The following is a 13,340-nucleotide window of genomic DNA, read 5'->3' as shown; positions in this document are numbered from 1 at the left end:
ATTCCTTAAGCGACCTTCTTGGCCTTTTCGAACGCCTCGTCGATGCCGCCCACCATGTAGAACGCTTGTTCCGGCAGGTGGTCGGCTTCGCCGTTCACGATCATCTTGAAGCCGCGGATGGTCTCCGACAGCGGCACGTACTTGCCAGGCGAGCCGGTGAACACTTCGGCAACGTGGAAGGGCTGCGACAGGAAGCGCTGGATCTTCCGGGCGCGAGCCACGGCCAGCTTGTCTTCCGGTGCCAGTTCGTCCATGCCCAGAATCGCGATGATGTCGCGCAGTTCCTTGTAGCGCTGCAGCGTGCCTTGCACGGCGCGGGCCACGTTGTAGTGCTCTTCGCCAACCACCAGCGGGTCGAGCTGGCGCGAGGTCGAGTCCAACGGGTCCACGGCCGGGTAGATACCGAGCGAGGCGATGTCACGCGACAGCACCACGGTCGAGTCCAAGTGGGCGAAGGTCGTGGCGGGCGACGGGTCGGTCAAGTCGTCGGCAGGGACGTACACGGCCTGGATCGAGGTGATCGAGCCGACCTTGGTCGACGTGATCCGCTCTTGCAGGCGGCCCATTTCCTCGGCTAGCGTCGGCTGGTAGCCCACGGCGGAAGGCATGCGGCCCAGCAGAGCCGACACTTCGGTACCGGCCAGCGTGAAGCGGTAGATGTTGTCGACGAAGAACAGAACGTCACGGCCTTCGTCGCGGAACGACTCGGCGATGGTCAGGCCGGTCAGCGCCACGCGCAGACGGTTGCCCGGGGGCTCGTTCATCTGGCCGTAGACCATGGCCACTTTCGACTCAGGCAGGTTCTCGAGGTTCACGACGCCGGAGTCCGCCATCTCATGATAGAAGTCGTTCCCTTCGCGAGTGCGCTCACCCACGCCGGCAAACACGGACAGACCCGAGTGCGCCTTGGCGATGTTGTTGATGAGCTCCATCATGTTCACGGTCTTGCCCACGCCGGCGCCGCCGAACAGGCCCACCTTGCCGCCCTTGGCGAAAGGGCAAACCAGGTCGATCACCTTGATGCCGGTTTCCAGCAGGTCTTGCGAGGGCGAGAGTTCGTCGTACTCGGGTGCCTTGCGGTGGATCGAGGCGGTGAGCTCCTGGCCCACGTCCCCACGCTCGTCGATGGGACGACCCAGCACGTCCATGATGCGACCGAGCGTCGCCTTGCCGACGGGCACCGTGATGGGTGCGCCGGTGTTGGTCACGATCAGGCCGCGACGCAGGCCGTCGGACGAGCCGAGCGCAATGGTACGCACCACGCCGTCGCCGAGTTGCTGCTGCACCTCGAGGGTCAGCCCGCCGCCTTCGTACTTCAAGGCGTCGTAGATCTTGGGCATCTTGTCGCGCGGAAATTCCACGTCGACCACGGCGCCGATACATTGAACGATCTTGCCTTGAACTGCTTCTGCTTGAGCCATGTCTGCTCCGATAAAAATTTAAATCTGTTGAGGTCCGAAGGGCTCAGACGCCCGCGGCCGCCGCGGCGCCCGAAACGATCTCCGACAGCTCTTTGGTGATGCCTGCCTGGCGGGTCTTGTTGTAGACCAGCTTGAGTTCGTTGATCACGTTGCCCGCGTTGTCGGTGGCCGACTTCATCGCGACCATGCGCGCCGACTGCTCCGAAGCCATGTTCTCGGCCACGGCCTGGTACACCAGCGATTCCACGTAGCGCACCAGCAGCTCGTCGATCACGCTTTGCGCATCGGGCTCGTAGATGTAGTCCCACGAATGCTGGCCCTTTTCGACCTTCAGCGAGTCGGCCTGCAGCGGCAGCAGTTGCTCGACCACCGACTCCTGGCGCATCGTGTTGATGAACTTGGTGTAGCAGAGGTAGACCGCGCTGAGCTTGCCTTCGGCGTACGCGTCGAGCAGCACCTTGACGGGGCCGATCAGCTTGTCGAGGTGCGGCGTGTCGCCCAACTGGGTGACATGCGAGACCACGCGCGCGCCGACACGGTTCAGGAACCCGAGGCCCTTGTTGCCGATCGCGACCGCCTCGATGGCGACACCAGCCGACTGCTCCTCGCGCATCTTGGCAGTCAAGGCGCGAAGCACATTGGTGTTCATGCCACCGCACAGGCCCTTGTCGGTCGTGACGAGGATGAAGCCCGACGCCTTCGCGTCGTGCGTCTTCATGAAGGCGTGCGTGTACTCCGGGTTCGCCTGGCCGAGATTGGCCGCGATGTTGCGGATCTTCTCGCTGTAGGGGCGGGCGGCACGCATGCGTTCCTGCGCCTTGCGCATCTTCGACGCGGCCACCATTTCCATGGCCTTGGTGATCTTCTTGGTGTTCTCCACCGATTTGATCTTGCCGCGGATTTCCTTACCAGCTGCCATTGGGGCTCCTTGCGTGGTCGATCAGGCGAACGACTTCTTGAACGACGTGACGGCTGCGGTCAGCTCGGCCTCGGCGTCCTTGTCGATGGCCTTGGCCTGTTCGATCTTGTCGAGCAGCGGGCCGTGGCTGGACTTGAGGAACTGGTGCAGGCCGTGTTCGAAGGACAGAACCTTCTTCACGTCCAGGTCGTCCATGAAGCCCTTGTTGACCGCGAACAGCGAGGCACCCATCAGCGAGATGGGCAGCGGGCTGTACTGCGCCTGCTTCAGCAGTTCGGTCACGCGGGCACCGCGATCGAGCTGCTTGCGAGTCGCTTCGTCGAGGTCCGAAGCGAACTGCGCGAACGCAGCCAGTTCACGGTACTGCGCCAGGTCGGTACGGATACCGCCGGACAGGCCCTTGATGACCTTGGTCTGCGCCGACGAACCCACGCGCGACACCGAGATACCGGCGTTGATGGCGGGGCGGATACCGGCGTTGAACAGGTTGGTTTCCAGGAAGATCTGGCCGTCGGTGATCGAGATCACGTTCGTCGGAACGAAGGCGGACACGTCGCCGGCTTGCGTTTCGATGATCGGCAGTGCGGTCAGCGAACCGGTCTTGCCCTTGACTTCACCCTTGGTGAAGGCTTCGACGTAGTCGGCGTTCACGCGGGCTGCGCGCTCGAGCAGACGGCTGTGGAGATAGAACACGTCGCCGGGATAGGCTTCGCGGCCTGGCGGGCGGCGCAGCAGCAACGAGACCTGGCGATATGCCACGGCTTGCTTGGACAGGTCGTCATAGACGATCAGCGCGTCCTGGCCACGATCGCGGAAGTATTCGCCCATCGTGCAGCCCGAGTAGGCCGACACGTATTGCATGGCGGCCGATTCCGAAGCGGAGGCCGCAACCACGATGGTGTATTCCATCGCGCCAGCTTGTTCCAGAGCGCGCACCACGTTCTTGATCGACGAAGCCTTCTGGCCGATCGCGACGTAGACGCAGGTCATGTTCTGACCCTTCTGGTTGATGATCGCGTCGATCGCCACGGCTGTCTTGCCGGTCTGGCGGTCGCCGATGATCAGCTCGCGCTGGCCACGGCCGATCGGCACCATCGAGTCGATGGACTTCAGGCCGGTCTGCATCGGCTGGTCGACCGATTTACGGGCGATCACGCCGGGAGCGACCTTTTCGATCACGTCGGTCATCTTGGCGTTGACCGGACCCTTGCCGTCGATCGGCTGGCCCAGGGCATTCACCACGCGGCCGATGAGTTCGGGGCCGACCGGCACTTCGAGAATGCGACCCGTGCACTTGACGGTGTCGCCTTCGGAGATGTGCTCGTACTCGCCCAAGATCACGGCGCCGACCGAGTCGCGCTCGAGGTTCAGCGCGAGGCCGAACGACGGCGTGCCGTCGGCGCTGGGCGGGAACTCGAGCATTTCACCCTGCATCGCGTCCGACAGGCCGTGCACGCGCACAATGCCGTCGGTCACCGACACCACGGTGCCTTCGTTGCGGATGTTCGCGCTGACGCCGAGACCCTCGATGCGGCTCTTGATCAGTTCGGAAATTTCTGCGGGATTGAGTTGCATGACTCTTTCCTTCTTTCTTTGTAAGGGGCTGACGGCCTCAGGCGGCTGCCAGCGCAACTTTCATTTGTTCAAGGCGCGCTTTGACGGAGGTGTCGAGCACCTCGTCGCCGACCACCACACGAATGCCGCCGATCAGCGACGGATCCTGCTGGACCGTGACCTGCAGCTTGCGGCCGAAGCGCTTTTCGAGCGTGGCGGCAACGGTTCCCAGAGCGCTGGCATCGATCGGGAAGGCGCTGTACACCACCGCATCGGAGGAGCCGCTCTGCGCGTTCGCCAGCGTCCGGAATTGCTTCGCGATTTCCGGCAGCGCGGTGAAGCGACCGTTCTCGAGCAACGCCGTCAGGAAGTTGTTCGCTGCGGGCGGCAGCGGCGAACCGTGGGCACCGGCGACGACGCCGAGCACCTGTTCGGGCGTGGCCTTGGGGTTGTCCGCGAACTGCTGGAGCTCTGGGTTGCTGGCGATGGCTGCGACTTTTTCGAGCCATGCGCCGGCACCGGCCAGGTCCGACGAAGACGCCTTGAACAGCGCTTCGGCGTAGGGACGTGCAATGGTGGCGAGTTCTGCCATGGCTTGATCAGAGTTCCGTTTGCAGGCGGGCGAGCAAATCGGCGTGGACGGCCGGATTCACTTCCTTGCGCAGGATCTGCTCAGCGCCCTTGACGGCCAGCGCAGCGACCTGCTCGCGCAGTGCTTCACGCGCCTTGAGGGCCTGCTGGTCGGCTTCCACGCGGGCGGCCGCAACGATCTTGTTGCCTTCTTCCGTGGCGCGGGCCTTGGCCTCTTCAACGATGGCCTGCGCACGACGTTCGGCATCGGCAAGACGCTGGGCGGACTCGTTGCGCGCCTGGCCGAGTTCGACTTCCACGCGCTTGTTGGCGGCAGACAGTTCGCTCTTGGCCTTGTCGGCGGCTGCGAGGCCTTCGGCGATCTTCTGGGCACGATCGTCCAGCGCCTTCGCGATCGGCGGCCACACAAACTTCATCGTGAACCCGACAAGAATCAGGAACACGATCATCTGGATGATCAGGGTACCGGTAATGCTCACTTTTCACCCTCTCTTTGGGAATGAATCCGCGGCCATTCAACGAAGAACGACATGGGTTCGACGAGAAAGCCTGGACCCGATTACTTCGGCAGGTTGGCGATTTGCGAGAGGAAAGGGTTGGCCGTTGCGAACCACAGCGCGATACCGGTACCGATAATGAACGCGGCGTCGATCAGACCAGCCAGCAGGAACATCTTGGTTTGCAGTTCGCCCATCAGTTCGGGTTGACGTGCAGCCGATTCGAGGTACTTGCTGCCCATGATGCCGATGCCGATACAAGCACCGACAGCGCCCAGACCGATGATCAGGCCGGCGGCCAGTGCGACAAAGCTGATAACTTCCATGATGACTCCTAGAGGACTTTGGTTGAAGAGAAAAGAAAAACGAAAACGAACGGGATGATCAGTGGTGATCGTGTGCCTGGCCCACGTAGACCAGCGTCAACATCATGAACACGAAGGCTTGCAGCGTGATGATCAGGATGTGGAAGATGGCCCAGGCCGTGCCCGCGATGATGTGACCCAGGGCCAGGAAGACCCCGGTAGCCGACAGGGTCCATGCGCCGCCCATGAGGGCGATCAGCAGGAAGATCAGTTCGCCGGCATACATGTTGCCGAACAGACGCATGCCGTGCGACACGGTCTTGGCGATGAACTCGATCATCTGCATCGCGAAGTTGAAGGGGTACAGCGCCCAGTGGTTGCCGAACGGCGCGGTGAAGAGTTCGTGCACCCAGCCGCCCAGGCCCTTGATCTTGATGTTGTAGTAGATGCAGATCAACAGCACCGTGACCGAGAAGCCCATGGCCACCGAGAGGTCGGCCGTCGGCACGACGCGCAGGTACGCATGGTGCGGGTCGTGGCCGGTCGCGCCGAAGAGCTGCGCCCAGATGGCGGGCAGCAGGTCGACGGGCAGCAGGTCCATCGCATTGAGCATGAAGATCCACAGGAAGATCGTCAGCGCCAGCGGACCCACGAACTTGCGGCTCTCGGCGTTGTGCACGATGCCTTTGGCCTGCTGGTCGACGACTTCGACCAGAATCTCGACCGCGGCCTGGAATCGCCCCGGCACGCCAGAGGTGGCCTTGCGCGCGGCCAGCCACAGGAGCCAGCAGCCGAGCGCGCCGAGCGCGATCGAGAAGAACAGCGAATCGAAATTGAATACGGAGAGGTCGGCGACGCCTCCGGGCTTCGAGCTTTGAAGATGCGTCAAATGGTGAACGATGTATTCACCAGCGGTCATACCGTGTTCCGCAGCGTTTTCAGCAGCCATCCGTTACTCGTCTCAAAGTTTCAGGCGCTTGGGGGCCAGCATCACCGCCACCCAAGCTGCCTTCATTGTCACCACCAAGCCGATCAGCATTGCCGGCCAGCTCAGCGCCACTACCAGCCTTGGCGCGGCGATCAGCATCGCCACCGTCAAGGCCATCTTGACCATTTCCCACAAGAAGAACCCAAACACCGCAGTGCCTGGATTCAGGGACGAAAACCGTCCGGTCAGCCCCCGTGCGAACACCGCAGATGGAACAACCACTGCCAGTGCGCCGTATCCGGCGGACCATCCCAGATTTTGCCTCCCTGTCAGACCCCAAGCGACCAACGCCACCAGCAGTCCCGCTACGACCTGAACCGCGATCACGCGCCATGGCGAGATCAACGGCTTCCTGTCGCGTAGCCGTTGGGCCTCCTCGGCGGTCAACGGCTTGAAATCCTCGTCCAGATCGGAACTGTCCTCATGGACGTTCTTCGAGACATCGCGGGCGATTGTTTTCATTGGAATGAAGCCCGGATGACGACCCAGAATTTCTACAAAGCCATTGATTATAGGTAAAAAGCCACGGGGTTCCGCCGAGTTCGAGGGGCAGTGGAGGAAATGATCCTTGCGCCCCGCTGCGGTATCGCCCCAGGGTTGGAATCCGCGGAAGCGCCCCCACGATAATTCCTCATGCACCCGATCACAGACGCCCTCCCCGACTCGCTCTGCTACCTCGACGGAAGCTACACCGCGCTGCGGGATGCCAAGGTCAGCGTGCTCGATCGGGGCTTCATCTTCGGCGACGGCGTTTACGAGGTCGTGCCCGTCTACGGTGGGAGTCTGTTCTGCTTCGACGAGCACATGGCGCGCCTCGATCGTTCGCTCTCCGAGCTGCAGATCAAGAACCCTCTCTCCCACGCGGAATGGCGTGCGGTTGCCATTCGCCTGATCGATGCTGCACCGTCCGCGGTGCGTGCGGGCATGCAAGGCGTCTATATCCAGGTGACGCGCGGCGTGGCTCCCCGCGACCACGCGATGCCGCAGGGCCTCACGCCGACGGTGTTCGTCATGGTCAATCCGATGAAGCCGGTGCCTGAAGTAGTTCGTGCCAAGGGCGTCGCCTGCGTGAGCGCGCAGGACTTCCGCTGGCAGAAAGCACACATCAAGAGCACCAGCCTGCTGGGCGCGGTGCTGGCGCGACAGATCAGCGTCGAGGCCGGTGCGGCCGAAACCATCATGTTCCGCGGCGACTGGCTCAGCGAGGCCTCGTCCAGCAACGTCTGGGTGGTGAAGCGCGGTGCAGTGTTCGGCCCACCCAGGGACGAGCTGGTGCTGGCCGGGATTCGCTACGGGCTGATCGAGCGGATCTGCGCCGACGCCGGAATCCCGTTCACGCTGCGACGCATCGCGCGCAACGAAGTGTTCGACGCCGACGAACTCCTGCTGTCATCTGCCAGCAAGGAAGTGCTGCCCGTCGTGACGCTCGACGGACAAACGATCGGCACCGGTCGCCCCGGCCCCATCTACCAGGCGCTCCATGCCGGCTATGAGCAGGCGAAGGCGCGCAGCACGCAAGACAACGGAGTCACCGCATGAACACCCCCACCCCGCCGGACGCGCCGATCGACGCGCGCAAGGAATCGCTGATCGAGTACCCCTCGCAGTTCCCGATCAAGGTCATGGGCGCGAAGGTCGACGGCTTCGTGCACGCCGTGACGTTGATCGCCGAGCAGTTCGACCCGAACTTCGACGCGACGACCATCGAACTTCGCCCCAGCAAGGCCGGCAACTACCTCGGCGTGACGATCACCGTCACCGCCACCAGCCGCGAGCAGCTCGACGACCTGTACCGCGCCCTGTCGAGCCATCCGATGGTGAAGGTGGTGCTCTGATCGCTGCCTGGGCGCCCGATGTCGCGCTGCTCGGCCGCGTCGACTATGCCGAGGCCTACGCCGCGATGCGGCAATGGACTCAGGAGCGCGACGCGGACTCGGCCGACGCGCTCTGGCTCTGCGAGCACGCACCGGTCTACACCCAGGGCCTCGCGGGCAAGGCCGACCATCTGTTGAACCCGGGCAATATTCCGGTCGTGCAGACCGACCGCGGCGGCCAGGTGACTTATCACGGGCCCGGCCAGGTGGTCGCCTACCCGCTGATCGACCTGCGGCGTGCCGGTTACTACGTCAAGGAATACGTCTACCGCATCGAGGAATCGGTGATCCGCACGCTCGCTCATTTCGGCGTCACCGGCCACCGCGTGGGCGGTGCCCCCGGCATCTACGTGCGGCTCGACGATCCCTTTTCGCATGCCGCGCTCACCGGCCCCGTGCATCCCGACGACCCGTTTCGCGGCCTCGGAAAAATCGCCGCACTCGGCATCAAGGTCAGCCGCCACTGCACCTACCACGGCGTCGCGCTCAACGTGGCGATGGACCTGGAACCCTTCTCGCGCATCAACCCTTGCGGCTACGCGGGGCTGAAAATCGTCGATCTTTCTACAATCGGCGTTCAAACAACCTGGGACGAAGCCGCGCAGGTGCTGGGCAACAAGCTCGGCGCCTACCTCGCACCTTGAGCCCCGCCAAAGAGAAGCCATGAGCACACTCAATGTTGTCCGCGACGCCCAGAGCTCCGAGGACTACAACCCCCTCGCCAAGCAGAAGGCCGCGGCCAAGCTCTCGCGCATCCCCGTCAAGGTGGTCCAGGGCGAAGTCCTCAAGAAGCCCGAATGGATCCGTGTCAAGGCCGGCTCGCCCACGACCCGCTTCTACGAGATCAAGCAGATCCTGCGCGAAAGCAACCTGCACACCGTCTGCGAAGAGGCTTCGTGCCCCAACATCGGCGAGTGCTTCGGCAACGGCACCGCGACCTTCATGATCATGGGCGACAAGTGCACGCGGCGCTGCCCCTTCTGCGACGTCGGCCACGGCCGCCCCGACCCGCTCGACAAGGATGAGCCGCTCAATCTCGCAAAGACGATCGCGAAGCTGCGTCTGAAGTACGTGGTGATCACGAGCGTGGACCGTGACGACCTGCGCGACGGCGGCAGCCAGCATTTCGTGGACTGCATCCGCAACATCCGCGAGCTCTCGCCGCAGACGCAGATCGAGATCCTGGTGCCCGACTTCCGCGGCCGCGACGACCGCGCGCTCGAGATCCTCAAGGCCGCACCGCCGGACGTGATGAACCACAACCTCGAGACCGCGCCGCGCCTTTACAAGGAAGCGCGCCCGGGCAGCGACTACCAGTTCAGCCTCAACCTGCTGAAGAAGTTCAAGGCGCTGCACCCCGACGTGCCGACCAAGAGCGGCATCATGGTCGGCCTCGGCGAGACCGACGAAGAGATCCTGCAAGTGATGCGTGACATGCGCGCGCATGACATCGACATGCTGACGATCGGCCAGTACCTCTCGCCCAGCAACAGCCACCTGCCGGTGCGCCGCTACGTGCATCCCGACACCTTCAGGATGTTCGAGGAAGAGGCCTACAAGATGGGCTTCAGCCACGCCGCCGTCGGCGCGATGGTGCGCAGCAGCTACCACGCGGACCAGCAGGCGCATGAGGCGAAGCTCGCCCCCAGGTCGACTCACTCCGTGTAGCCTCCCACCCCCTACCGGGGGCAACACCGGCGGCCCGGCGAAGCCGGTTCCGCGGTTCGCGAAGGGGCCTGGCTTCGCCGGCCGAGTTGCTGAATTCCATTGAGCAAGATATGAGCGATTTCGAGACAGCCATCAACCTTGACTTTGGCGTGATTGCCGAGCTTGTTCATCTCCATGCGCAGGCAAGCCCGGAACGGGCAGCACTCGCGGATGCCACTCGCACGTTCAGCTACGGCGAACTCGACGCACTGATGGACCGCATCGCGGCCAGTCTGCAGCGCGACGGCTTGCGGGCCGGCGATGCGATCGCGGTCTGCGCGGCATCCAGCGTCGGCTACGCGGCCGTGTTCCTGGGTGCGCTGCGTGCGGGCGTTGCGGTCGCGCCGCTGGCGCCCGGCTCCACGCCCGCGAGTCTCGCGCGGATGATCGAGGACGCCGGTGCGCGCATCCTGTTCGTCGACGAGGCGGCGGCGGAAGTCATCGGACCCGCCGCGTCCGGCGCCATCCCGCGCATCGCGCTCGACGGGTCCCGCGCGGGCGTCGACTTCGAGGCCTGGCTCGAGTCGGCCGGCGCGCGGCCGACTGCGGTTGAGCTGCAACCTTCGTCGCCCTTCAACATCATCTATTCGTCCGGCACCACCGGCGAGCCCAAGGGCATCGTGCAGGGCCACGGCATGCGCTGGGCGCACGTGAAGCGCGGCGCGAAGTACGAGTACGGTCCCGACACGGTCACGCTGCTGTCGACGCCGCTCTATTCCAACACCACGCTGGTCGTGTTCTTCCCGACCATCGCATTCGGCGGCTGCGTCGTGCTGATGCCGAAGTTCGACGCCGCCGGTTACCTGAAGCTGGCGGAACGCCATCGCGTGACGCACACGATGCTGGTGCCAGTGCAATACCAGCGGCTGATGGCGCACCCCGATTTCGGCGCGCACGATCTTTCGAGCTTCCGCTTCAAGTTCAGCACCAGCGCGCCCTTCAACGCAGCCTTGAAGGGCGACGTGCTCGCGCGCTGGCCCGGCGGCCTGATCGAGTTCTACGGCATGACCGAGGGCGGCGGCACCTGCATCCTGGAAGCCCATTTGCACCCGGACAAGCTGCACACCGTCGGCCGCCCGGCCGAAGGCAGCGACATCCGGCTGATCGACGAAGCCGGCAAGGAAGTCGCGCGTGGCGAGGCCGGCGAAGTCGTGGGCCACTCGGCCGGAATGATGGTCGGCTACCACCGCCAGCCCGCCAAGACGCGCGAGGCCGAGTGGTTCGATCCGGAAGGCAAGCGCTTCATCCGCACCGGCGATGTCGGCCGCTTCGACGATGACGGCTTTCTCACGCTGTTCGATCGCAAGAAGGACATGATCATCAGCGGCGGCTTCAACATCTATCCGAGCGATCTCGAGACGGTGCTGCGTGGCCATGCGGCGGTGGCGGATGCCGCCGTGATCGGGGTGCCTTCGGAGCAGTGGGGCGAGACGCCAGTGGCCTTCGTGGTGCAGCGCGCCGGGGACGACACGACGGCCGAGGTCCTCCTGCAGTGGGTCAATGCCCAGCTGGGCAAGACGCAAAGGCTCGCGCGCCTGCAATTCATCGACGAACTTCCGCGCAGCGCGATCGGCAAGGTGCTCAAGCGCGAACTGCGTGAACTCGACGCCCGCTGAGGCGGCGCCGGCCGACGCCGAGCACGGCGGCGGCAACGGCCTTCTTTGGGTGTTGCTGGCCGCGGCTGTCGTCTTCGCGGTGGTCCGTCCGCGTGCGCCGATGGACTACCTCCGGCTCGTGGACTGGCAGACCGTCGGCGCGCTGGCCGGCCTGCTGGCGATCACGCAGGGCGTCGAGCGCAGCGGCATGCTGCAGGCCGCCGCGGCGCGGCTGCTGTCGCGCACGACCGAATTGCGCAACCTGGTCTTCCTCCTCGCGGCAAGTGCTGCCGTGTTGTCGGCACTGGTGACCAACGACGTCAGCCTGTTCCTCCTGGTGCCGCTCACGCGCGTGCTGGCGACGCAGGCCCATCTGCCCCTGGCACGGCTGGTCGTCATCGAGGCCCTGGCGGTCAACGCGGGTTCGGCGCTGACGCCGATCGGCAATCCCCAGAATCTCTTCCTCTGGCATCGATCGGGCGAGAGCTTCGTCGGCTTCATGGCCATGATGGCGCCGACCGTGGCAGTGATGCTGTTCTGGCTCTTCGCGGCGATCCGCTTCCTGGTGCCTCGCGCGCCGATCACACTCAAGCCGTCGACCGAAGCGGTGCCGATGCAGCCGCGCCTGCTGGCCCTGTCGGGTGTGCTCTTCGTGGGCTTCGTCATCGCGCTCGACCAGCGCTGGCTGCTGGCCGGGCTGGCGGGTGTCTTCGGCGCGTTCCTGCTGCTGCGTCCGCGCGTGCTGCTCGGCGTGGACTGGGCCTTGCTCGCGATCATCGCGCTGATGTTCGTCGACCTGCGGCAGTTGGCGGAGCTTCCCGCCGTCGCGGCGCTGCTTGGGCAGTTGCCGATCGGCGAAGGATGGCGCGCCTATCTCGCGGCGATCGTCACTTCGCAGTTCATCAGCAATGTGCCGGCGACCATCCTGCTCGAGGGCTTCGTGCACGATCTGCCCGGTCTCGCGGCGGGCGTGAGCGTGGGAGGCTTCGGGTGCGTGCTGGGCTCGCTGGCGAACCTGATCGCGTTGCGCCTCGCGAAAGTGCCGAACGGGCTGCGCGAATTCCATCGCATCAGCATCCCGTTCCTGCTGGTGTGCGGCGCGTCGGCGCTGCTCTTGCGCCTGGGGTGACAGGCGCCGGCAAGGCGAGGAAAATCGCCGGCTTCCCATGCAGCTCCGCGACGCTCCATCCAGTTCATCCGGCCTCACGCTGCGCCGTTACGGCGCCTCGCGCGGGAGCCATGCGCACGATCACTTCCAGGTGCTGGTGGGGCTCGATGGAGTGCTCGAGCTGGAAGTGGAAGGCCGCGGTCGACGCATCGGAGCCGGGGATGGCTGCGTCGTCCAGCCCGGCGACTCCCATGATTTCGAGTCGAAGGACGGCAGCCGCTGCCTCGTCCTCGATACGACACAGGCTCTGTGGGCGCAATGCGCCGATCGCTCGCCGCTTGCGCCGCAGGTGCTGTCGCTGGGCCATTACCTTGCGGTTTGCCTGTCGCAGCCATCGACGCCCACCCTGGCGCTCCATCACGCGCAGTCCCTGTTGCTGGAGGCCTGGGGGCCATCGGTTCCGAACGGTCGCGGTCGGCCCATCGATTGGCGCGCCCTCTCCGCGTGGGCGCAGTCGCACTGGCACAGGCCGCTGAGTGTCGCGGACCTGGCGTCGGTCGCCTCCCTCAGCCCCAGTCAGTTCGCCCAGCGCTGCCGCGACGAGCTGGGCATGAGCGCGATGCAGTGGCTGCGCACGCAACGGCTCATGCACGCGAGGCAATTGCGCGCAGGCGGGATGGCCGTGGCCGAGACGGCACGTCGCACCGGCTACCGCTCGCCTTCGGCACTGACGGCCGCGCTGCGCAGAGCCACCGGCCGCGACGACTGACGCCGCCGAATC

At 64.8% G+C, this 13,340-nt stretch carries 15 protein-coding genes; 7 read left to right on the top strand and 8 right to left on the bottom strand.

Annotated features, from left to right (window positions below; all coding sequences use genetic code 11):
- Positions 1-5 precede the first annotated feature (5 nt).
- From atpD to QTI24_RS14970, 8 genes are all read right to left on the bottom strand, one after another.
- Complete coding sequence (gene atpD / locus QTI24_RS15005) at positions 6-1,421, bottom strand: F0F1 ATP synthase subunit beta (protein WP_286601471.1); 1,416 nt, start codon at positions 1,419-1,421, stop codon at positions 6-8.
- A 43-nt stretch (positions 1,422-1,464) separates the two neighbouring features.
- Positions 1,465-2,340, bottom strand: coding sequence for a F0F1 ATP synthase subunit gamma (gene atpG, locus QTI24_RS15000; RefSeq protein WP_286601470.1), 876 nt, complete (start codon positions 2,338-2,340; stop codon positions 1,465-1,467).
- A 21-nt stretch (positions 2,341-2,361) separates the two neighbouring features.
- Positions 2,362-3,915 carry a F0F1 ATP synthase subunit alpha gene (gene atpA / locus QTI24_RS14995; RefSeq protein WP_286601469.1) on the bottom strand — a complete coding sequence of 518 codons (1,554 nt, stop codon included), beginning with the start codon at positions 3,913-3,915 and terminating at the stop codon, positions 2,362-2,364.
- Positions 3,916-3,952: 37 nt separating this feature from the next.
- Complete coding sequence (locus QTI24_RS14990) at positions 3,953-4,486, bottom strand: F0F1 ATP synthase subunit delta (protein ID WP_286601468.1); 534 nt, start codon at positions 4,484-4,486, stop codon at positions 3,953-3,955.
- Between the two features lie 7 nt (positions 4,487-4,493).
- Positions 4,494-4,964: a F0F1 ATP synthase subunit B gene (locus QTI24_RS14985; protein ID WP_286569560.1), complete on the bottom strand. Its 471-nt coding sequence runs from the start codon at positions 4,962-4,964 to the stop codon at positions 4,494-4,496.
- 80 nt (positions 4,965-5,044) lie between these two features.
- On the bottom strand, positions 5,045-5,308 hold the full coding sequence (atpE, locus tag QTI24_RS14980; RefSeq protein ID WP_019657641.1) for a F0F1 ATP synthase subunit C: 264 nt from the start codon (positions 5,306-5,308) through the stop codon (positions 5,045-5,047).
- 58 nt (positions 5,309-5,366) lie between these two features.
- Positions 5,367-6,236 carry a F0F1 ATP synthase subunit A gene (gene atpB / locus QTI24_RS14975; protein WP_286601466.1) on the bottom strand — a complete coding sequence of 290 codons (870 nt, stop codon included), beginning with the start codon at positions 6,234-6,236 and terminating at the stop codon, positions 5,367-5,369.
- A gap of 12 nt (positions 6,237-6,248) precedes the next feature.
- Positions 6,249-6,737 carry an ATP synthase subunit I gene (locus QTI24_RS14970; RefSeq protein ID WP_286601464.1) on the bottom strand — a complete coding sequence of 163 codons (489 nt, stop codon included), beginning with the start codon at positions 6,735-6,737 and terminating at the stop codon, positions 6,249-6,251.
- Between the two features lie 171 nt (positions 6,738-6,908).
- On the opposite strand from QTI24_RS14970, the gene QTI24_RS14965 reads away from it, so the two are divergent.
- From QTI24_RS14965 to QTI24_RS14935, 7 genes are all read left to right on the top strand, one after another.
- Complete coding sequence (locus QTI24_RS14965) at positions 6,909-7,814, top strand: D-amino acid aminotransferase (protein ID WP_286601462.1); 906 nt, start codon at positions 6,909-6,911, stop codon at positions 7,812-7,814.
- Entirely contained in the window at positions 7,811-8,110 is a 300-nt protein-coding gene (locus QTI24_RS14960; RefSeq protein WP_286601461.1) for a YbeD family protein, read from the top strand. The genes QTI24_RS14965 and QTI24_RS14960 overlap by 4 nt, the downstream gene beginning before the upstream one ends.
- Complete coding sequence (gene lipB, locus QTI24_RS14955; protein WP_503011269.1) at positions 8,110-8,793, top strand: lipoyl(octanoyl) transferase LipB; 684 nt, start codon at positions 8,110-8,112, stop codon at positions 8,791-8,793. Before QTI24_RS14960 ends, lipB begins: the two co-directional genes overlap by 1 nt.
- A 19-nt stretch (positions 8,794-8,812) precedes the next feature.
- The gene (gene lipA, locus QTI24_RS14950; RefSeq protein WP_286601459.1) at positions 8,813-9,817 is read left to right on the top strand and encodes a lipoyl synthase; all 1,005 of its coding nucleotides are present in this window, start codon (positions 8,813-8,815) and stop codon (positions 9,815-9,817) included.
- Between the two features lie 110 nt (positions 9,818-9,927).
- Complete coding sequence (locus tag QTI24_RS14945; RefSeq protein WP_286601458.1) at positions 9,928-11,472, top strand: class I adenylate-forming enzyme family protein; 1,545 nt, start codon at positions 9,928-9,930, stop codon at positions 11,470-11,472.
- Positions 11,453-12,580, top strand: coding sequence for an SLC13 family permease (locus QTI24_RS14940; RefSeq protein ID WP_286601456.1), 1,128 nt, complete (start codon positions 11,453-11,455; stop codon positions 12,578-12,580). The genes QTI24_RS14945 and QTI24_RS14940 overlap by 20 nt, the downstream gene beginning before the upstream one ends.
- A gap of 37 nt (positions 12,581-12,617) precedes the next feature.
- Positions 12,618-13,328: an AraC family transcriptional regulator gene (locus QTI24_RS14935; RefSeq protein WP_286601455.1), complete on the top strand. Its 711-nt coding sequence runs from the start codon at positions 12,618-12,620 to the stop codon at positions 13,326-13,328.
- The last annotated feature ends 12 nt before the right edge of the window (positions 13,329-13,340 follow it).

Origin of the sequence: Variovorax sp. J22P240, from assembly GCF_030316855.1 — a bacterium.
In the GTDB taxonomy this organism is placed as follows: domain Bacteria; phylum Pseudomonadota; class Gammaproteobacteria; order Burkholderiales; family Burkholderiaceae_C; genus Variovorax.
The sequence above is the reverse complement of the archived record's forward strand: the minus strand, read 5'-3'. Positions and strand labels throughout refer to the sequence as shown.